This window comes from Vibrio sp. JZG120 (genome assembly GCF_053890955.1).
In genome coordinates this window covers 48,587-68,891 of sequence record NZ_JBSRRK010000011.1, presented here as the reverse complement: position 1 = coordinate 68,891, position 20,305 = coordinate 48,587, and the positions used below count along the sequence as shown (strand labels likewise).

The window sequence follows — 20,305 nt, the reverse complement described above, 5'->3', positions numbered from 1 at the left end:
ACAAGCTAAATGATGACAAAGGTTGACGTGAAAGCGCCAACCTTTTGTTTTATCTGTCGTATACTAATTCAAACTAAAAATTAATCGGACAGCAATAATGAGTTTTGAACTTCATCCTCAATTGACAAAAGACACTTCGGTGATTGGTCACTTCCCACTTTGCGTCGCGCTTCTTCATAAAGATAATGCTGTGCCATGGATTATCTTGGTGCCTAAACGCGAAAATTTGAAAGAGCTACACCACTTGCCAATGCAAGAGCAACAACAGTTTTTGCTCGAATCTCAAGCGGTAAGCCAAGCACTCGAAGCGACATTCCACCCAGACAAGTTAAACCTTGGAGCCCTAGGTAACATGGTGCCACAGCTGCACATTCACCATATTGCGCGCTTTAAAGACGATATGGCATGGCCAGGACCAGTTTGGGGGAATACAAAAGGAGAGTTTCGTACTGACGAAGAACAAGAAGAGATTCTTAACCGAATTCGTAATGTGTTGTCGTTAAGCTCTATCTTCCGTAAAGCGTAACCGTTATATAACTTTTAATTCAGGTAGAAAGTAAAAAGCCGCATCATTGCTGATGCGGCTTTGTTGTTTGTGCGCGATGGTTCATTGCTCCTACTACATGGTCACGGTAAGTGACAAACCATCGTGCTTTGTGACTGCATAGCGTATTCGCGTTATATGATGAGCTTTATTTGTATCTACCAAGCGAGAAATGCGACCTTTGTTAATCCATACACTTAACATGGCGTCTGCACCGTCTTCACTCATTCCGAACTGTTTTGCTAGCTCAGATTGGGAAACCGTTCCTTTTTCGGCAATATATTGATAAAGCTCTTTTAAAATCATACGACTTGCGCCTCAAACTCGCCTTGATGTTTCTTGCCTACGCGCTTGAAAACACGGTACGTGCCAAAGAAAATCGCAATAATTGCGGCAATCCAAACGCCGCTGGTGATAGGGCTATCAGCGAAATGCATAAGCTGATGATAGAAAGTCGCACTCAAGTACGCGAGCCCCATTGTCCATACCGCTATAAAGCGCGCAAAGTTATTGCCGAATTCTCGAACATAGGCACCCATCGCAGCCACACAAGGAGTGTAAAGTAAGATAAAAATTAGGTACGCAAAAGCAGCATGACCAGAAACAAATTTCTCTTTTATGTTACCAAAGATCGATTCATCAATTTCTTGCTCCTCTGCGACTGCATGAGAATCTGCTAAATCACCAACGTCAATCCCCAGAGGATCAGAATAGCTCAGCCCTGCTAGGTTTTCAGGAATGCTCATCACCGCTTCTTCTAGGCTACCCATAAGATCAAATTCTGCATCCTCTCCATCGGTTGGCGTAGTGTATAAGCTGTTCAATGTGCCCACGACTGCCTCTTTCGCGAAGATACCAGTAATAATACCAACCGTTGCTGGCCAGTTATCCTCTTGAATACCAATTGGTGCAAACACTGGCGTCACAACCTGAGCGGCTTTTGATAGAACCGATTTATCACTGTCTTCATTACCGAATGTACCGTCAGTTCCTAGCGAGTTGAGGAAGCTCAAGATAGCAACAACCACAACGATGGTTTTACCTGCACCCAGTACGAAACGCTTAAGTTTTTGCCAAGTTTTGATCACGACGTTCTGCAACGTCGGAAGCTCATAGTCAGGCATTTCCATCACCAAACTATCACTGCTGCCAGGATACAGCGTATGCTTGAGGAACAAACCGGTAAACACCGCGGCGACAATACCAAGTAGGTAAAGTGCAAACACAATGTTTTGACCAGAGCCTGGGAAAAAAGCGGCAGCAAATAAAGCGTACACAGGTAAGCGAGCACCACATGACATAAACGGTGCCATCGACGCAGCCAACTTGCGCTCACGCTCTTGGTCTAGCGTGCGCGTTGCCATGATTGACGGAACGTTACAGCCAAAACCAAGAACCAAAGGGACAAACGCTTTACCCGGCAAGCCGATTTTCTGCATCACTTTATCAAGCACAAACGCAGCGCGTGCCATGTAACCCGAACTCTCAAGCACAGCAAGGAATAAGTACAAACACGCAATGACCGGGATAAAGGTCGCAACTGTTTGAATACCGCCGCCTAAACCATCAGCAATCACCGTAACTAGCCATACGGGGAGGTGACCATCTAATAAGTGGTGTCCACCATCAACCAGCAATGCGCCTACACCAATGTCAAAAAAGTCGATAAATGCACTACCGATGTTAATCGAGAACATAAACATCAAGTACATAACCACAAAGAAGAATGGGATCCCAATCCACTTGTTCAAAATAAACTGGTCGAGTTTTTCAGTCACGCTACGGCTCAATTTGCCTTCGCTTCGGCGAACTTTTTTACACTGTTCATGCAGGTATGTGTACTTGGTATCCGCGACATGCAAATCGATATCCAAATCTAAAGTCGCAATGACTTCCAATACTTTGCTTCTATCAATATCAGAAAGGCTATTGAGAACCATCGTATCTTTTTCAAGCGCACGAATCGCTAATGCACGATGGGCGACGGTTTGATCGTTAAAAAGTGCGGAAACAGTTTGAATCGCCGACTCCATCTTTTCACCGTAATGCAAAGATAACTCTTTAAGCGCGACTCCTTGAACAATGGACTTATGCAGTTTTTCTTTAAACTCTGCAACTTGAGTTTTATTGGTTGCAGATAAACTTACTACAGGACAACCTAACGTTTTCTCAAGCTCTGAAACGTTAATCATTTGACGTTCACGTTTTAGCGCATCCATTTTGTTGAGAACAACAATCATAGGACGGCCAAGTTCGCGAAGTTGTAACGTCATATATAAGCTGCGCTCTAAACTCGTGGCATCAACCACGTTGATAATGAGGTCGGCAGGATGAGTTAGAACCGCACGCGATGCAATGGATTCGTCAATACTATTGCTATCATTACCACTGTCTAACGAGTAAATGCCAGGAAGGTCAGTGAGCAAAAACTCGTCACCCGCATGTTTGAATTGTCCCGTTTTCTTTTCAACGGTGACGCCTGCCCAGTTACCAACTTGCTGTTTTGCACCAGTCAAACCATTAAATAGCGTCGTTTTACCACTATTAGGATTACCTACGGTAAGCACTTGATATTGCATTACACTCGCTCCACTTCAATTTTCTGAGCAATGGTTTCTCGCAATGCGACAGACACACCACGGACTTCGACTTGTAAAGGATCGCCCATTGGAGCACGTCGAATCACTTTGACTTCTGTATTGGGAAGCAGCCCCATTACCATGAGTTTCTTTCTGATATCTGATGAAAGACCATCTAACAACCGAATCGTCACCGTATCGCCAGGATTAATCTCTGATAACTTCATAGTGGCCCTTAAGAGTATTGCTAATGAGAAATATTATTATTTAATAAGTTTAGGCTGCCAATATTACTCTTCTATAACCCTTCAATCCTTGTGTGAAATCAAAGATTTCATAAATGTTTTCATGCTTTCAAACGTCAACTCCGTAAATTTCCTCTCGTTATTTACGTCAAAATTAACAATTAAAAATCACGACCAATGAAATAAAAATGTCACAAACAAATGGTAAAGATAAAAATTCCCAAACAAAACAACAGGTTAGATGACATTTAAAACTTTGTCGTTTTTCTCATATCAACATGGCGTTATTTTTATAAGAAAAATAAGTAACCTCTCGTATAGTTACTCCATCGAGAGGGCAACCTCTCAAATGAATTCCAGAGGTGGCATGGCAACATGTCACTCCGGCAGCAAGCGAAGGTGTCATTGACACCCGTGGTATAGTCCCCCCGGCTATACCACGATATTTTTTTTCATCTCTCTCTAAACTCTTTATCTTATCCACCTTTTCAGCACAGTTCTGTTTTCACGAATTTCGCATACCCCCACTACTCAAATGAACCAACGCACTCTAGATACAAAAATACAACCATTCATATATTTGTCGCCGTAGGTAAATCCGTCCTCTTAAGCCATGTATGGTTATAGCTAAGAACAGCGCTACTAACAGATAGAGCGTGACCGTGCTTACGTATTGAGAATGGATTTGTAGGCTAGATGTGATGAAGAAGCAATGAGAATCACTACATTGGTAGCTCTAGAATAGTAGAGCACTATAAGCAGCTCCCCAGTCTTTTGAATATTCACTAGGGAGTGTGTTATGAGGTTTTTAGTTGGTTTCTTGGCTTTCTTGAGTCAAAGCAAACTTGGAAGGAGGCAAACCAAAATGCAATTTAAACTTTTGGCTAAAGTAAGAAGGATCATTAAAGCCGCAGTTAAACGCTACTTCGCTGATTTTCTCGCCCGCTAATAACTGCTCACACGCCGTTTCTAAACGAACTTCGGTTACATAATCTTTTAACGTTCTTGACGAGGCTGATTTAAAGCGCCTCTGTAAAGAGCGTTCTGACATGAACAGCATTTTAGCCGCTAAAGCAGTACCAAACTCAGGGTCATGGTAATGCTCAGCCACCAGCTGATAGACTTTTTGCAACCATTCTTTCTCTGGGGTCACTTTATCTTCGACGATAGGTTCAGACTCAAATTCTTGCAGAGATTCATCCACATAACTCATCTCCTTCGCAGTTGGCCATGTAATTTCGATTTTATTTTGAGCGTCGGAAGTAAACACCGCCAAGTATCCTCCACTCGTTGTCACTAACTGGGCAAGATGATCAATACTCAATTCAGAGTGATTCATATTAGATGGACGCCCGGTCGTCACTTTATTAGGCAGTTGCGTCCCATAATCAAGAAAACTCAATGAAACAATATCATTGCCCTCTTCTAGCATGATTCTCACCGTTTGGCCTCGGAAAGAACGCTTGATGATATTGGCAAAAATGCTGTTGAAGATAACATCAAGGTTAAAGCTTTCCAGAGCAATTCGACTTGTTTTTCTCTCATCTTCAAGCTCCACCATAATCCCAGCCTTCGCAAAATCATCTTGCCATACATCAACCACCGATTGAGTTATCTGACTCAAATTGTAATTGTGACTGCCGCCGCTAGCTTCACCAGGAACACTTTTTAACTCATTTAATTGCCATGTCGTTTTCGCCAGATGATCTTCCGTAGCTGCATCCAAAGGTATGGGTAATTTTGCCGCTATAAAATCGACACTGGACTTAATAGATTGCGCCACGTGATCAACCAGCAGGTTTCTGACTTGAATCTGTTTACGTAGCTGTTGGTTACTCGTCAACAACACTCGGCTTTGATGCCTCAACTGGTTAGTTTTGAGTGTCACTTGCGCAGCTAAATCACGGTTAGCCTGTACAACATAGCGAGAACGCCAGTACATAAGTAGTGCAACCATGGCAATACTCGCGACCACAAAACCTAAAATTGCGAGTTGCGATAAATACCAAGGATTAAGCACAATAAAATATGACTCGAGCCCAACCAATCCAGCAGCGACTTGAGACTCATTACTTACCTGTAGATGGTATTCACCGGAATTGAGATGCTCTAGAGTCAGTTGGCCTCCCTCTAGCGCTTGCCAAGGATCATCGCTATTCAATCGATAATACAAATTTTGGCTGTCTGGTTTTGGCATCACGCCAAATAAGAAACTTAGAGAAGAGCCATACGGTAATTTTATGCCATTCAAATCGGCGCTACCAACTTGTAGAATCTCGTTTTCAAGCACAACTTGGCTCACGATAAACTTCGACTCTGGAGGGTTGGACACAAGCAGCTTGGATGCTTCAGCTTTTACCAACCCGTATTTCGACCCTAGGACGAGCTCTCGCTCACCACCTTCTTTTTGCTGTATAACACTGCAGATTCCTGGTAGAAACTCGTTGTTCATTAAGCCAGACGCCGATGAATAATGTTTCACTAATTCACCCGAAAGGTGGTAATAGCTTAATCCGACAGAAGAGGCTAACCACACACCTTGCCTGTCTCTGATCAAGCAAGCAGGTCGCGCGTTGGGCACACTCATTTCAACAACATGTTTCTCGTTACTTCCTTTAATCGTTTTAAAAACGCCGTAAGATGACGCAAACCACTGACTGCCATCAACCGCCGTGACCATGTCTAATGATTCACCAAATTTTTCGGAATAGCGGATGAACTGGATGTTTTCATTGCTGTATTGATAAATCCCATGATCGGTCCCTATCAATAGAGAATCTTCAGTGTCGTATAAACGCGTAACCTTAGCTGGTAAGTACTGACTTACTAGCCACTCACTTCCAAAATTTCTTACGCTTTGCTTGGTTATATCAACATTGTAAAGATGGTATCCGCTTGATACCCAGAGACGCTCATTACCATCTACAGTCACATGCTCCACTCCGTGTCCAGCCATAACCTGTAAATAAGGAAATGTCACTTTGTTAAGACCATTCAGCTCGAATATTTCGAGCCCTTTAGAGGTCGCAAGCCAAAGCATCCCACCTTGAAATGCAAATTCATTGATCTGCGAATCAAGCTCCAAGACTTTGATGTTGCCACTCTCACCTGTCCGATAAAGCTTTCGGTCATCCGCGAACCAAAGCGCATCATCAGGTCCTGTGGAGGTTTGTCGAATTCGCCCTGATAAGGTTTGCGAGTCATAACTACTGAAGGTTACTCGTTCAAACTTTTTACTAAACAAGGAGTAATAACGAATGCCTTGGTTAGTCGCGATCCACATCCCTCCCATGTTGTCACTCAGTAGCGAATAGATCTTTGTATTATCCAGCTCCAGTTCAAGAAAGCTTGCAGGCTCGACTTCTGTCACTTCGCCTGACAAGAATGAGTATAAATACAGACCATGCTCAGTCCCCACCCAGTACTCTTGATTTGTCTCAGCGAAAGTCAACACATGAGAGCCGCCAATCTTAATCACCTCTTTATCAGGTTGATAAATATTGAAAATTAATGCCCCACGCAACGTTCCTACCAGAATTTCTCTGCGCGTGTGTGAGTAGTAGATCTTTTCAATGTAGTTCTGACCTGAAGCGACTACATGGTCAAACTTATCTCCTTCTGAAAGATAAAAGCCAGAAGTTGTAGCAAGTGCCCACTTCTCTTCGAGCAGAACTGCATCGTTAATATAAACATAGCTATTGTTGCTATGTTGATAGAGCTGCAACAAAGAAAAGGACTTTAACTCGCTAGTATCGATGTTGTAAGTATAGAAATGTGCGCCATCACTAACCCAAATATAATCTTCAGAAGAACCGATTTTTCTTATTTGCGACCCGGGGTTTAAGCTAAAGACTAAACGTCTTTCTTGATTTGGATAAGTTTGATACACCTCATTCTCAACAAAGGTCCAGAACGAGCCTTCATGATAAGCCAGTTGCTTGGCAGACGTTTGTAAAAAACTGCCTGATTTAGGTAGGATATTTTGGCCATCATAAAACAACACCCGCCCATGCACGTCGTGAATCCACAAGCCTCCTTGCTCACCCAAGAACAATTTTTTAGCCGCAATAAAAGTACCCTTAACCTGAGTCGGCAAAGGGTAAAAGATGGCATTCGCATTATGAAGAGCAAATGCTTGGAAAGATAGGAAAAAGCCCAACAAGACAAGGGCTAATTGGCGTAGCAAGACGAAAACCTTTTATATCAACTTGTGCTCGGCGCTCACCGTCCATATCTTCTACAGCATGGACTTATACGGTTATTTTGAGCTGCTAATTATTGATAATGATATCTCAATTACTGTTTGAGAAAAGGCTCGCCTTGCCAAAGGTTGTAATTCTTACTACTGGATCACGTTAAAAGGACTATTCCTACACAACAACACTACTTAATCCGTCTTTTGGCTCAAGCACTGCTCAAAATTATTCGCCATATTGTTGAGAAAAGTAAAGTAACTGCCCGGTTTTGCTTCAATTGTGCTCCCTAATGGGTCAAGTTCTCCTTTGGCAACTTTACTACCTCGCATCACACTCTGAACGACAGCTGGAGTAAACTGAGGTTCAGAAAACACGCAAGCTACATCTCCTGAACTTAACTTTTGACGAATTTGGATTAAGGTTTTTGCTCCCGGCTTACGATCCGGGCTCACGGTGAAGTGCCCCATTTGATTTAACTCATAACGCTCTTCGAAATAACCATAAGCATCGTGAAACACAAAGTAACCTTTGTCTTTCACTGGCGATAATTTCTTCTTGATCTCTAGGTCCGTCTGGCTGAGCTCAGTTTCAAATTTTTTAAGGTTTTCTTGGTACTGTGCTGCATTTTCCGGATCAAGTGATCCCAGTTGATTCACGACAGCCTTGGCAACTTGTTGTGCTTGACTTACACCTAACCAAAAGTGCGGATCATGTGAACCATGATCGTGGCCATCATGGTCATGGTTGTGCTCACTATCAAACTCACGCAAATCTAGATCTGGAATTTGACTAATAGTCAGAGTATTCGATCTGTCTGACACGACTTTTTCCAGAAACGGTTCGAGATCATGTCCGTACCAAATAACTAAATCAGCAGAAGCGATTTTCTTAACATCCGATGGGCGTAAAGCGTAATCATGGGGCGAAGTGTTAGACTGCAGTAATACATCTGGCGAAGTCACCCCTTGAGTAAGCTCTGTCACTAATAACTGAATAGGTTTGATACTCGTTAGTACCGTTACTGCGTGTGCTGGCAACGTTAGCATCGCTGACGCAGCAAGAATTAATGCTCTTTTCATAGTTTTACTTGGGATATGGTGTAGAAAGTGTGATAATGTTACATTATAACATTATTGATTTGCAAATGAGTTTCATTCATGTCTTCCTTAGTCCATCTTGAGCACTTATGCGTCGAGTTCGATGGCCGCAGAGTTCTCGATAACATTAGTATGGAATTACAAAAGGGCAAAATAACAACCCTAATTGGTCCCAATGGAGCGGGAAAATCAACGTTAGTCAAAGTCATTTTAGGCCTTCAAAAACCGACTAGCGGCAAATTAAACCGACAAAGAAAACTAAAAATTGGTTATGTTCCTCAAAAATTGAAACTCAATGACTCTCTTCCATTGAATGTCACCCGTTTTCTAAATTTAGCAGGAAAATACAGTAAACAAGAATGTATTGATGCATTAAGGCTTGTTGGCGCTGAGCATTTAATTAGTAGTAACATGCATCGCTTGTCAGGTGGTGAAAACCAACGCGTATTACTTGCGCGTGCTTTGCTTCAACGCCCAGAGCTGTTAGTGCTAGATGAACCTGCGCAGGGTGTGGATATTCAAGGTCAAATCGATCTCTACGATCTAATTGAAAGCATTCGTCACCGATTCGATTGCGGTGTATTTATGGTGTCACACGACTTACATTTAGTAATGGCCAAAACAGATGATGTCATTTGTCTGCATCACCATGTTTGCTGCTCTGGTTCACCTGCCACGATTACTCAGCACCCTTCTTACATCGCGCTATTTGGCAATGCAGCGAGAGAATCGCTCGCGTTTTATCATCACGACCACGAGCATCATCATCACGATTTATCCGGAACGCCAGTAACTGGCGATGCGACATCATGCTCCAACCATAAACACGGACATCATCACCATGATTGAGTTTCTTCTACCTTCTGTTCTTGCTGGTATTGGCATCGCGATCATTGCAGGTCCTCTTGGGTCATTCGTCGTTTGGCGCAAAATGGCTTACTTCGGTGATACCTTGGCACATGCTTCATTGATGGGTTTGGCATTAGGCTTTCTGCTCAACGTGAACCTTTATCTTGCACTACTCGTTTGCTGTTTAGCTCTGGCCGTTTTGCTTGTCACTCTGCAAAAGCAACAACTTGTGGCTACAGACACGTTGTTAGGTATCTTGGCACACAGTGCACTCTCTATCGGTTTAGTATCGGTTAGCTTTTTGGAAAACGTGCGCGTCGATTTAATGAGCTACCTATTTGGGGACTTACTTGCAGTCTCTCCACAAGATCTGATGTTTATTTACACAGGTGTTGTTGCGGTAAGTGCATGTTTGTACGTCTTCTGGCGCCCACTGCTTTCTAGCACTGTTAGTGAAGAACTTGCCGCTGTTGAGGGCGTAAATACAGACTTAGTTAGATTGGTGTTAATGCTAATGGTGGGTGTAGTAATCGCAGTAGGTATGAAGTTCGTTGGCGCGTTGATCATGACTTCGCTCCTAATTATCCCAGCAGCAACAGCACGTAAGGTTTCTTCATCACCAGAGCAAATGGCACTGTTCGCATCCATTATCGGTTCTGTGGCAGTACTAATGGGGCTTAGCCTATCATGGCACTTCGATACGCCGGCTGGCCCATCAGTAGTAATCAGCGCAACATCTCTGTTTATGCTTAGCCAATTTATTCGCCAAAAATCGTAAAAAGTACCTTGATACAAAAAAGCCTAGCAATAATTGCTAGGCTTTTTTAGCTTTAAGCTTCGAGTTGGAAATTACCAGCCCGTTACTTCACGTAGACCTTGGCCGATCTCTGCTAGAGATTTCACAGTCTTAACGCCCGCCGCTTCTAGTGCTGCAAATTTGTCTTCAGCAGTACCTTTACCGCCAGAGATAATCGCACCAGCGTGGCCCATACGTTTACCAGGAGGAGCAGTTACACCAGCAATGTAGGAAACCACTGGCTTCGTTACGTTTTCTTTAATGTATGCTGCTGCTTCTTCTTCTGCTGTACCACCGATTTCACCGATCATAACAATCGCTTCAGTTTCAGGGTCTTCTTGGAACAGTTTTAGAATATCAATGAAGTTTGAACCTGGGATTGGGTCACCACCGATACCAACACAAGTAGACTGGCCGAAACCTTCGTCAGTTGTTTGCTTAACTGCTTCGTAAGTTAGAGTACCGCTGCGAGATACGATACCTACTTTACCTTTCTTGTGGATGTGACCAGGCATGATACCGATCTTACACTCATCAGGAGTGATAACACCCGGACAGTTAGGACCGATCATACGAACGCCAGTTTCTTCTAGCTTCACTTTCACGTCGATCATATCTGTTGTAGGGATGCCTTCCGTGATTGTTACGATTAGCTCGATGCCCGCATCAATCGCTTCTAGAATTGCATCTTTACAGAAAGGTGCTGGAACGTAGATTACTGTCGCTGTTGCGCCAGTTGCTTCTACTGCTTCGCGAACTGTGTTGAATACAGGTAGACCTAGGTGAGTTTGGCCACCTTTACCTGGAGACACACCACCAACCATCTGAGTGCCGTATGCGATAGCTTGCTCTGAGTGGAAAGTACCTTGACCACCAGTGAAACCCTGACAGATTACTTTAGTGTCTTTGTTAATTAATACAGACATTATTTAGCCTCCGCAGCAGCAACAACTTTCTGAGCAGCATCCGTTAGCGACTCAGCAGCAATGATATCAACATCAGAATTAGCAAGAACTTCGCGACCTAGGTCAGCGTTAGTACCTTCTAGACGAACAACAACAGGTACGCTTACACCTACTTCTTTAACCGCACCGATAATACCTTCTGCGATCATGTCACAACGTACGATACCACCGAAGATGTTAACAAGTACCGCTTTCACGTTGTCATCTGATAGGATGATCTTGAATGCTTCAGCAACACGCTCTTTCGTCGCGCCGCCACCTACGTCTAGGAAGTTAGCTGGTTTGCCGCCGTGTAGGTTTACGATATCCATCGTACCCATTGCTAGGCCTGCACCGTTAACCATACAGCCAACGTTACCGTCTAGTGCTACGTAGTTCAGTTCCCACTGAGCTGCGTGTGCTTCACGCTCATCTTCTTGTGATGGATCGTGCATTTCACGAAGCTTAGGCTGACGGTAAAGAGCGTTTGAATCGATGTTGATCTTACCATCAAGACATAGAAGGTTGCCTTCACCAGTAACCACAAGCGGGTTGATCTCAAGTAGAGCAAGATCGTACTGGGCGAACATCGTGCCAAGACCCATGAAGATCTTAACGAATTGTTTGATTTGGTCGCCTTCAAGACCAAGTTTGAACGCAAGCTCGCGACCTTGGTAAGCTTGTGGGCCTACTAGTGGATCGATTGCAGCTTTGTGGATAAGCTCCGGCGTTTCTTCCGCAACTTTTTCGATTTCAACACCACCTTCTGTTGAAGCCATGAAAACGATCTTACGGCTTGCACGGTCAACAACCGCACCTAGGTATAATTCGTTTGCAATGTTTGAAGCTTCTTCAACAAGGATTTTTGTAACTGGCTGACCGTTAGCGTCAGTTTGGTAAGTCACTAGGTTTTTACCTAACCACTTTTGTGCAAACTCTTTAACGCCTTCTTTTGTATCGTGCAGCTCTACACCGCCCGCTTTACCACGGCCACCAGCGTGAACCTGACATTTAACTACTTTCTTTTCTGTACTGATACGGCCTGCGGCTTCAAAAGCTTCTTGTGGTGTATCACACGCGTAGCCTTCTGGCACAGGCAAACCGAATTCTGCAAACAGCTGTTTGGCTTGGTATTCATGCAAATTCATTTCGATATTCCGTTTGTTTTTCCCTTAAGGGATTTATTATTTCCATAACGCTGCAGTCTTGGCTGCTTGTACGTCTGTAGGGTCTTCTCAAATCAATCCCTCATCACGAGTCCTCATGGTGTGGGATTCAAATGAAGGCCAGACGTTGAGCCAGTCTAGCCATTGAAATTTTTAACGTCTAGCTACCTACGATAACTAGACGTTTTAGCGATATTAAACGTCTAATAGGAGACGTGCTGGATCTTCTAGCAACTCTTTAATCGTCACTAGGAAGCCAACAGACTCGCGACCATCAATTAGGCGGTGATCGTAAGACAGCGCTAGGTACATCATCGGCAAGATTTCAACTTTGCCATCCACTGCCATCGGACGCTCTTGGATCTTATGCATACCAAGAATCGCTGATTGAGGTGGGTTGATGATTGGTGTAGACATTAGTGAACCGAACACACCACCGTTTGTGATAGTGAAGTTACCGCCCATTAGCTCGTCTACCGTTAGCTTGCCGTCACGACCTTTGATAGCCAGTTCTTTGATGCCTTTTTCAACATCAGCGAAACCAAGCTTGTCACAGTCTTTTAGGACAGGTGTAACTAGACCACGTGGCGTTGATACCGCCATGCTAATGTCGAAGTAGTTGTGGTAAACAATGTCATCACCATCAATCGAAGCATTTACTTCTGGGTAACGCTTAAGCGCTTCTGTTACAGCTTTCACGTAGAAAGACATGAAGCCTAAACGAATACCGTGACGCTCTTCGAACTGATCTTTGTACTGCTTACGAAGGTCCATGATTGGTTTCATGTTCACTTCGTTAAACGTCGTTAGCATTGCCGTGTTGTTCTTCGCCTCTAGCAGACGGTTAGCGACTGTCTTACGCAGGCGGGTCATTGGAACACGTTTTTGGCTACGAGCCGCTGCCGGCACGTCAACCACTGCTGGTGCTTCTTCTTTTGGCGCAGTTTTAGCGTTCGCAAGATGCGCTTCAATATCTTCGCGCGTAATACGACCACCAACGCCAGTGCCTTTCACTTGGCTTGCTTCTAAGCCATGCTCAGCCAATAAACGACGTACTGCTGGGCTTAGTGCATCATTGCTTTCTTCGCTAAGCGCAGCTTTATGACGTTTATCAGGAGATGCTTCCGTACCTTCTGTTTTGTCTGCGGTAGGCTCACCTGCAACTGCACCTGGCTTCAATTTAGCAATGATTTGTTTAGAAAGTACTGTCGCACCTTCTTCTTCAACGATAGCTTCCAAAACGCCTGCTTCCGGAGCTGGCACTTCTAGCACGACTTTGTCTGTCTCGATGTCAACCAAAACCTCGTCACGCTCTACTGCGTCGCCTGGTTGTTTGTGCCATGTCGCTACGGTTGCATCAGCAACTGATTCAGGTAAATCTGGAACCAGAATTTCAATTGTCATATCTGTTTCTTCCTTTAACTTCTAGTTCTTAATTCGAAGTTTTTGAGTTCACGTTCAGAGCGTCTTCAACCAACGCTTTTTGTTGTTTCAAGTGCACCGACATGTAGCCAACTGCTGGCGAAGCAGAAGCTGGGCGACCTGCGTATTTAAGATCTGCACCTGCAGGAATAGCGGCACGGAAGTTGTGTTGGCTACAGTACCAAGCACCTTGGTTCTGAGGCTCTTCCTGACACCACACGAAGTCTTCAACGTTAGTGTATTGAGCAATCGCTGCTTGTACTTCTTCCATCGGGAATGGATAAAGCTGCTCGATACGCACGATAGCGACATCGTCTTGCTCGTTGTTACGGCGCTGCTCCAGTAGGTCAAAATAAACCTTACCTGAACAGAACACGACGCGTTTTACTTTGCTTGGGTCTAAATCATCTACTTCTGGAATTGCAGATTGGAATGTACCGTCCGCTAAGTCTTCAATTGTCGAAGTACATAGAGGATGGCGCAGCAAAGATTTTGGCGACATAACAATCAGAGGTCGACGCATTGGGCGTACAACTTGACGACGAATCATGTGGTATACTTGAGCCGGTGTTGAAGGAACTACAACCTGCATATTTTGCTCAGCACACAACTGAAGGTAACGCTCTAGACGTGCAGAGGAGTGCTCAGGGCCTTGACCTTCGTAACCGTGAGGTAGAAGCATTGTGAGACCACACAAGCGTGCCCATTTCTGCTCACCTGACGAGATGAATTGGTCAATCACAACCTGCGCGCCGTTGGCAAAGTCACCAAACTGCGCTTCCCAAATAGTCAAACCACCTGGCTCTGCTGTTGCGTAACCGTATTCAAATGCCAATACCGCTTCTTCTGACAGTACTGAGTCAAACACTTGGAATGGACCCTGATTGTCATGAATATTCGCTAATGGAATGTACGTACTTGCATCTGTTTGGTTATGAAGAACCGAGTGACGGTGGAAGAAAGTACCACGACCCGAATCCTGACCAGAAAGGCGAATTCGCTTACCATCATCAACTAATGTTGCATACGCCAATGTTTCGGCCATACCCCAGTCGATTGCTTTTTCACCGGTCATCATTGCTAGGCGATCGTTGTAAAGCTTATTAACACGGCTTTGCAGTTTATGGCTTTCTGGATACTGACAAAGACGATTACCCAACTCGATAAGACGCGTCTTGTCATATTTTGAATCCCACTCCATATCCCATTCATGCCCTAAGTAAGGGGACCAGTCTACAGAGTGCAACGCCATTGGACGCCATTCTTTAACCACCACTTCACCGCGGTCTAATGCGTCGCGGTACTCATTGACTAACTGAGTCGCTGTCTCGATATCTGATTCGTTTTTATCGATCAGAATATCCGCATACAATTTGCGTGGTGTAGGGTGTTTTTTGATTTTTTGGTACATCAAAGGCTGAGTCGCGTTTGGCTCATCGGCCTCGTTGTGACCATGGCGACGGTAACACACCAAATCAATCACGACATCGCGCTTGAACTCGTTGCGGTAATCCAAAGCAATACGAGTAACAAAAGCAACCGCTTCTGGGTCATCGGCATTCACGTGGAAAATTGGCGCCTGAACCATCTTCGCGATATCTGTACAGTACATCGTTGAACGCGTGTCACGAGGGTTAGACGTCGTAAAGCCAACTTGGTTGTTAATAACGATACGCACCGTACCACCGACTTGGAAACCACGAGCCAGTGACATGTTGAACGTTTCGGCAACCACACCCTGACCAGCGATTGCAGAGTCACCGTGGATAGTGATAGGAAGCACTTTGCTACCTTGATTATCACCCAAGCGATCTTGACGTGCTCGCACCGACCCCATGACTACTGGGTTGACGATTTCTAGATGCGATGGGTTAAATGCAAGAGCTAAGTGAACATCACCACCTGGGGTAGCAAAGTCGGCAGAGAAGCCTTGGTGATATTTCACATCACCCGTACCCCAAGTTTCGTCGTGTTTACCGGCAAACTCATCGAACAGATCTTGAGGCTTCTTACCAAGCACGTTCACCAGCATGTTCAAACGACCACGGTGAGCCATACCGATAACCACTTCACGCATCCCACTTGTTCCCGCGTGACGGATCAACTCTTTCGTCATCGGAATCAGTGCGTCACCACCTTCTAGAGAGAAACGTTTTGCACCTGGGAATTTCGCCCCGAGGTAACGCTCCAAACCTTCAGCGGCTGTTAGCTCTTCTAGGAATGTGCGCTTCTCATCTTTGTTGAATGATGGCTGGCCTACGACAGACTCAAGACGTTGTTGGATCCAACGTTTTTGCTCTGTGTCAGTCATGTGCATGTATTCAGCACCGATGGAACCGCAGTAAGTTTTGTTGAGGGCTTCATAGATGTCTTTCAACTTCATGGTTTCTTGCCCAACAGCAAAAGAACCTACGTTGAAAGTTTCTTCGAAGTCATCTTCGGTAAGATTATGAAAAGCAGGGTCTAACTCCGCCACGGTTGGGCGTTGCCATAGACCTAGTGGGTCTAATTCTGCAGCTTCATGTCCGCGGAAACGGTATGCGTTGATTAGCTGTAGAACTTTTACTTGTTTTGCATCGACATCTGGGTCACTAACTTGGACATTGTAATGCTTTGTTTCTCTAGCGAGTCGACGGAAGTAGTCACGGACACGTGAATGTGGTTGTTCTGCCACTTCTTCTGACGGCTTAGGTAAGCCTTCAAAAACACGTTTCCACTCCTCACTTACCAGATCGGGATCACTTAGATACAGTTCGTAGAGGTCCTCTACATACGTTGCATTGGCGCCAGCCAAGTGTGAAGACTCGAGCCATGCCTTCATCACGCCGTTGTGCATATTTTCCCTTAACCAGTAGTTTTCACGTTTGCTTCGGTCTTTGCCGAGCTATAAGAGCCGACCAGAACTAGTCGGCAATTTTTGTATTCTTTACTCGAAATATTCTTGAAGCAGTGAAGCGGTCATATCGGGTGATCCGCAACACTGCGACATTCCTAAGAGCGAGTAAATTAAACCGAGCGATTAACCAGCATCGACTTAATATGGCCGATGGCTTTCGTCGGATTTAATCCCTTAGGACAAACACTTACACAATTCATGATGCCATGGCAACGAAAAACGCTAAATGCATCATCAAGATCAGACAAACGTTCATCTGTTGCCGTATCACGACTATCAATTAGCCAGCGGTACGCCGCAAGAAGACCTGCTGGACCGATGAATTTGTCAGGGTTCCACCAGAATGATGGGCAAGACGTTGTACAACATGCACACATGATACATTCGTACAATCCATCTAAATGAGCACGATCATCAGGTGATTGTAGGTTCTCGCGTGATGGTGGTAATGCACCATCATCAATCAAGAATGGTTTAACTTTCGCATAGTTATCATAGAATTGTGTCATGTCAACGATAAGATCGCGCACGACAGGTAACCCTGGCAGTGGACGAATAACTATCTTATCGCCTTGTAGAGCAGATAACGGTGTGATACACGCTAGACCATTTTTACCATTCATGTTCAAACCATCAGAACCACATACCCCTTCACGGCATGAGCGACGGAACGCGATGCTTGGATCTTGCTCTTTTAGCAGAATCAATGCATCAAGCACCATCATGTCTGAGCCTTCATCTACCTCAAGGGTATACTCTTTCATGTAAGGCTTGGTATCTACATCCGGATTGTAACGGTATAAAGAGAAGTTCAATTTCATAGTCGTATCCTCCCTTTAGTATGTACGTACTTTCGGCGGGAAAGCTTCACGATGCGTTGGCGTCATGTTCACATCACGCTTAGTCATCGCTTCTGTTTCCGGGTTGTAGATAGAGTGGCATAGCCAGTTCTCATCATCACGCTCAGGGAAATCGAAACGTGCATGTGCGCCACGGCTTTCAGTACGGTAGTTCGCCGCTACGGCTGTAGAGAATGCTGTTTCCATCAAGTTGTCTAACTCTAGACACTCAATACGTTGCGTGTTGAATTCAGAAGACTTGTCCGCTAGATGCGCATCTTTCAGACGTTCGCGAATTACTTTCAACTCTTCTAGACCCGTTGCCATTGCATCGCCTTCACGGAATACCGAGAAGCTGTTTTGCATGCAAGCTTGTAGGTCTTTACGGATTTGAACTGGATCTTCACCGCCAGTACTATTTTCCCAACGCATGGTACGCGCTAGAGATGCTTCAATATCAGATTCAGTTGCAGGGCGTGCCTCAGCTTGCGCTGCGAGCGTTTCGCCAAGATGCAAGCCAGTCGCGCGACCAAATACGACTAAGTCTAGTAATGAATTGCCGCCTAGACGGTTTGCTCCGTGTACTGATACAGAAGCAATCTCACCACATGCATATAGACCTTGTACTTCCATCTCGCTGCCGTCAGCCTTTTGCTTGATTGCTTGGCCAGACACTTGAGTTGGTACACCACCCATCATGTAGTGACAGGTTGGAATTACTGGAATTGGCTCTTTCACTGGATCAACGTGCGCGAAAGTACGAGACAGCTCACAGATACCAGGCAGACGTGACTCAAGCACTTCTTTACCAAGGTGATCAAGTTTCAACTTGATATGTGGACCCCATGGGCCATCACAACCGCGGCCTTCGCGGATTTCGATCATCATTGAACGTGCAACTACGTCACGACCTGCAAGGTCTTTCGCGTTTGGAGCGTAACGTTCCATGAAACGTTCGCCATCTTTATTTAGAAGGTAACCACCTTCACCACGACAACCTTCTGTTACAAGAACACCTGCACCAGCGATACCCGTTGGGTGGAACTGCCACATTTCCATGTCTTGCATAGGTACACCCGCACGCAATGCCATACCTACACCGTCACCAGTGTTGATGTGTGCGTTAGTGGTCGACGCGTAAATACGACCTGCACCACCTGTTGCTAGAATCGTTGCTTTTGATTTGAAGTAACAGATCTCGCCTGTTTCCATACAAATCGCAGTACAGCCCATTACGGCGCCGTCTTGGTTTTTCACCAAGTCTAGTGCATACCATTCCGAGAAAATGGTGGTTTTGTGTTTCACATTTTGTTGGTAAAGCGTATGAAGAAGCGCGTGACCTGTACGGTCCGCAGCTGCTGCTGTACGTGCAGCTTGCTCACCACCAAATTCTTTTGACTGACCACCGAATGGACGTTGGTAGATAGTACCATTATCAAAACGAGAGAATGGAAGGCCCATTTTTTCTAGTTCGATAACGGACTCAGGGCCATTCTTACACATGTATTCAATCGCATTTTGGTCACCGATGTAATCGGAACCTTTAACGGTATCGTACATGTGCCATTGCCAATCGTCTTTGTGCGAGTTACCCAGAGCAACGGTAATACCGCCCTGTGCAGACACAGTATGAGAACGTGTTGGAAATACTTTTGACAACAAAGCACATGATAGGCCTTGTTCTGAAATTTGTAGTGCAGCGCGCATACCTGCACCACCAGCGCCGATTACTACGGCGTCAAACTCACGAACTGGAATAGACACTTACGCACCCCACAGAATAAATAGACCAGAGAAGACATAGCCGAATAGCACGGCAATAACACCAAGTTGCAGTGCGCCACGCAGTTTCGCGCACTTAATGTAATCCGTTAATACCTGCCACAAACCGACCCATGCGTGGATCAGGATCGAAACAAGTGCCAACATGGTGAATACTTTAGTGAAGGTACCACCAAAGAATTGGGTCCAAGATGCGTAAGAGATATCTGAAAATGCACAGAAGCTAATCAGATAAATCGTGTATAGCGTCATAATGATTGCAGTTGCACGAATCAGTAGGAAATCGTATACACCATTACGACCAAATGAAGATACGTGTTTTACCATACCAAGATCCCCGCCAATAATGATAATACTGCTGTTGCACCAAACGCGACTTTAGCGCTCATCGTGCCAGAATCTAGCTCTTCAAAGTGACCTAGATCCATCAACAAGTGACGGATACCACCTGCAATGTGGTAGGCAAGTGCAGTAAGAATTCCCCACAGGATGAATTTTACGAAGAAGCTATCGACGATGTCAGCGGCTTCCATAAAACCCATTGGGGATGACAGAGAAATGGACAGTAACCACAGTAGTATACCCACCGCAACAAACGTAATTACCCCAGACACACGGTGTAGGATGGATGCGATTGCTGTGATAGGAAAGTGGATGGTCTGTAAATCTAAATTAACAGGTCTTGACTTTCTTTCTTTCACGGGCTTGCTCACTCAGCTCCATTGAGCATTTATTGTTATAACCAATTTCAGCTTCCAAACGTACAAAAGTTAACATCTATTTAACAAATATCGCGAGTAACCACCCAGATAATTGTAAACAACTTGTTAACAACCGGAGTCCAGCAACAAACCTCACTCTTTGTTTCTAGCCCCGAATTTATAAGGATTTAACTAAAATTTTCTTAGCCAATATACGGCGAGCAACATTCTAATACAATTGGTGTAACA

General features: G+C 44.7%; 16 protein-coding genes. 3 read left to right on the top strand and 13 right to left on the bottom strand.

Annotated features, from left to right (window positions below; genetic code table 11):
• Positions 1-97 precede the first annotated feature (97 nt).
• On the top strand, positions 98-526 hold the full coding sequence (locus ACWPOD_RS19205; RefSeq protein ID WP_167426803.1) for an HIT family protein: 429 nt from the start codon (positions 98-100) through the stop codon (positions 524-526).
• A gap of 93 nt (positions 527-619) precedes the next feature.
• Here ACWPOD_RS19205 and ACWPOD_RS19200 read toward each other — a convergent pair whose 3' ends face one another.
• The 5 genes from ACWPOD_RS19200 to znuA form a co-directional block, all read right to left on the bottom strand.
• Positions 620-850, bottom strand: a complete 231-nt coding sequence (locus ACWPOD_RS19200; RefSeq protein ID WP_005396058.1) for a FeoC-like transcriptional regulator — start codon at positions 848-850, stop codon at positions 620-622.
• Positions 847-3,123 (bottom strand): Fe(2+) transporter permease subunit FeoB, encoded by a 2,277-nt coding sequence (gene feoB, locus ACWPOD_RS19195; protein ID WP_109168613.1) that lies wholly within the window; start codon positions 3,121-3,123, stop codon positions 847-849. Before feoB ends, ACWPOD_RS19200 begins: the two co-directional genes overlap by 4 nt.
• The gene (locus ACWPOD_RS19190) at positions 3,123-3,350 is read right to left on the bottom strand and encodes a FeoA family protein (protein ID WP_005382190.1); all 228 of its coding nucleotides are present in this window, start codon (positions 3,348-3,350) and stop codon (positions 3,123-3,125) included. The genes feoB and ACWPOD_RS19190 overlap by 1 nt, the downstream gene beginning before the upstream one ends.
• Positions 3,351-4,176: 826 nt before the next feature.
• The gene (locus tag ACWPOD_RS19185) at positions 4,177-7,554 is read right to left on the bottom strand and encodes an AraC family transcriptional regulator (RefSeq protein ID WP_164666919.1); all 3,378 of its coding nucleotides are present in this window, start codon (positions 7,552-7,554) and stop codon (positions 4,177-4,179) included.
• 201 nt (positions 7,555-7,755) lie between these two features.
• Positions 7,756-8,643 (bottom strand): zinc ABC transporter substrate-binding protein ZnuA, encoded by an 888-nt coding sequence (gene znuA / locus ACWPOD_RS19180; protein WP_006742703.1) that lies wholly within the window; start codon positions 8,641-8,643, stop codon positions 7,756-7,758.
• Between the two features lie 78 nt (positions 8,644-8,721).
• Between znuA and znuC the strand changes: the two genes are divergently transcribed.
• Both znuC and znuB read left to right on the top strand, forming a co-directional pair.
• Positions 8,722-9,510 carry a zinc ABC transporter ATP-binding protein ZnuC gene (znuC, locus tag ACWPOD_RS19175; protein ID WP_006742704.1) on the top strand — a complete coding sequence of 263 codons (789 nt, stop codon included), beginning with the start codon at positions 8,722-8,724 and terminating at the stop codon, positions 9,508-9,510.
• Positions 9,503-10,288 carry a zinc ABC transporter permease subunit ZnuB gene (gene znuB / locus ACWPOD_RS19170; protein WP_167427109.1) on the top strand — a complete coding sequence of 262 codons (786 nt, stop codon included), beginning with the start codon at positions 9,503-9,505 and terminating at the stop codon, positions 10,286-10,288. Before znuC ends, znuB begins: the two co-directional genes overlap by 8 nt.
• Before the next feature lie 71 nt (positions 10,289-10,359).
• Here the strand turns inward: znuB and sucD are convergent, their stop codons facing one another.
• From sucD to sdhC, 8 genes are all read right to left on the bottom strand, one after another.
• Positions 10,360-11,232 (bottom strand): succinate--CoA ligase subunit alpha, encoded by an 873-nt coding sequence (sucD, locus tag ACWPOD_RS19165; protein ID WP_005382181.1) that lies wholly within the window; start codon positions 11,230-11,232, stop codon positions 10,360-10,362.
• The gene (sucC, locus tag ACWPOD_RS19160) at positions 11,232-12,398 is read right to left on the bottom strand and encodes an ADP-forming succinate--CoA ligase subunit beta (RefSeq protein WP_005393009.1); all 1,167 of its coding nucleotides are present in this window, start codon (positions 12,396-12,398) and stop codon (positions 11,232-11,234) included. The genes sucD and sucC overlap by 1 nt, the downstream gene beginning before the upstream one ends.
• A gap of 213 nt (positions 12,399-12,611) precedes the next feature.
• A complete protein-coding gene (gene odhB / locus ACWPOD_RS19155) occupies positions 12,612-13,820 on the bottom strand; it encodes a 2-oxoglutarate dehydrogenase complex dihydrolipoyllysine-residue succinyltransferase (RefSeq protein WP_047009527.1) in 1,209 nt (402 codons plus the stop codon).
• Positions 13,821-13,848: 28 nt separating this feature from the next.
• Entirely contained in the window at positions 13,849-16,674 is a 2,826-nt protein-coding gene (sucA, locus tag ACWPOD_RS19150; RefSeq protein WP_005393014.1) for a 2-oxoglutarate dehydrogenase E1 component, read from the bottom strand.
• A gap of 170 nt (positions 16,675-16,844) precedes the next feature.
• Positions 16,845-17,555, bottom strand: a complete 711-nt coding sequence (locus ACWPOD_RS19145) for a succinate dehydrogenase iron-sulfur subunit (protein WP_005382174.1) — start codon at positions 17,553-17,555, stop codon at positions 16,845-16,847.
• A gap of 15 nt (positions 17,556-17,570) precedes the next feature.
• Positions 17,571-19,337, bottom strand: a complete 1,767-nt coding sequence (sdhA, locus tag ACWPOD_RS19140; protein WP_005393016.1) for a succinate dehydrogenase flavoprotein subunit — start codon at positions 19,335-19,337, stop codon at positions 17,571-17,573.
• Positions 19,338-19,682 (bottom strand): succinate dehydrogenase, hydrophobic membrane anchor protein, encoded by a 345-nt coding sequence (sdhD, locus tag ACWPOD_RS19135; protein WP_456232134.1) that lies wholly within the window; start codon positions 19,680-19,682, stop codon positions 19,338-19,340.
• Positions 19,676-20,068 carry a succinate dehydrogenase cytochrome b556 subunit gene (gene sdhC / locus ACWPOD_RS19130; protein ID WP_017634811.1) on the bottom strand — a complete coding sequence of 131 codons (393 nt, stop codon included), beginning with the start codon at positions 20,066-20,068 and terminating at the stop codon, positions 19,676-19,678. The genes sdhD and sdhC overlap by 7 nt, the downstream gene beginning before the upstream one ends.
• Between the last annotated feature and the right edge of the window lie 237 nt (positions 20,069-20,305).

Coding starts and splice junctions, on each gene's coding strand:
- sdhD (WP_456232134.1), bottom strand. CDS start 19,682: ATGGTAAAACACGTATCTTCATTTGGTCGTAATGGTGTATACGATTTC.
- znuB (WP_167427109.1), top strand. CDS start 9,503: ATGATTGAGTTTCTTCTACCTTCTGTTCTTGCTGGTATTGGCATCGCG.
- sucD (WP_005382181.1), bottom strand. CDS start 11,232: ATGTCTGTATTAATTAACAAAGACACTAAAGTAATCTGTCAGGGTTTC.
- feoB (WP_109168613.1), bottom strand. CDS start 3,123: ATGCAATATCAAGTGCTTACCGTAGGTAATCCTAATAGTGGTAAAACG.
- sucC (WP_005393009.1), bottom strand. CDS start 12,398: ATGAATTTGCATGAATACCAAGCCAAACAGCTGTTTGCAGAATTCGGT.
- ACWPOD_RS19205 (WP_167426803.1), top strand. CDS start 98: ATGAGTTTTGAACTTCATCCTCAATTGACAAAAGACACTTCGGTGATT.
- sucA (WP_005393014.1), bottom strand. CDS start 16,674: ATGCACAACGGCGTGATGAAGGCATGGCTCGAGTCTTCACACTTGGCT.
- ACWPOD_RS19190 (WP_005382190.1), bottom strand. CDS start 3,350: ATGAAGTTATCAGAGATTAATCCTGGCGATACGGTGACGATTCGGTTG.
- znuC (WP_006742704.1), top strand. CDS start 8,722: ATGTCTTCCTTAGTCCATCTTGAGCACTTATGCGTCGAGTTCGATGGC.
- ACWPOD_RS19145 (WP_005382174.1), bottom strand. CDS start 17,555: ATGAAATTGAACTTCTCTTTATACCGTTACAATCCGGATGTAGATACC.
- znuA (WP_006742703.1), bottom strand. CDS start 8,643: ATGAAAAGAGCATTAATTCTTGCTGCGTCAGCGATGCTAACGTTGCCA.
- ACWPOD_RS19200 (WP_005396058.1), bottom strand. CDS start 850: ATGATTTTAAAAGAGCTTTATCAATATATTGCCGAAAAAGGAACGGTT.
- odhB (WP_047009527.1), bottom strand. CDS start 13,820: ATGACAATTGAAATTCTGGTTCCAGATTTACCTGAATCAGTTGCTGAT.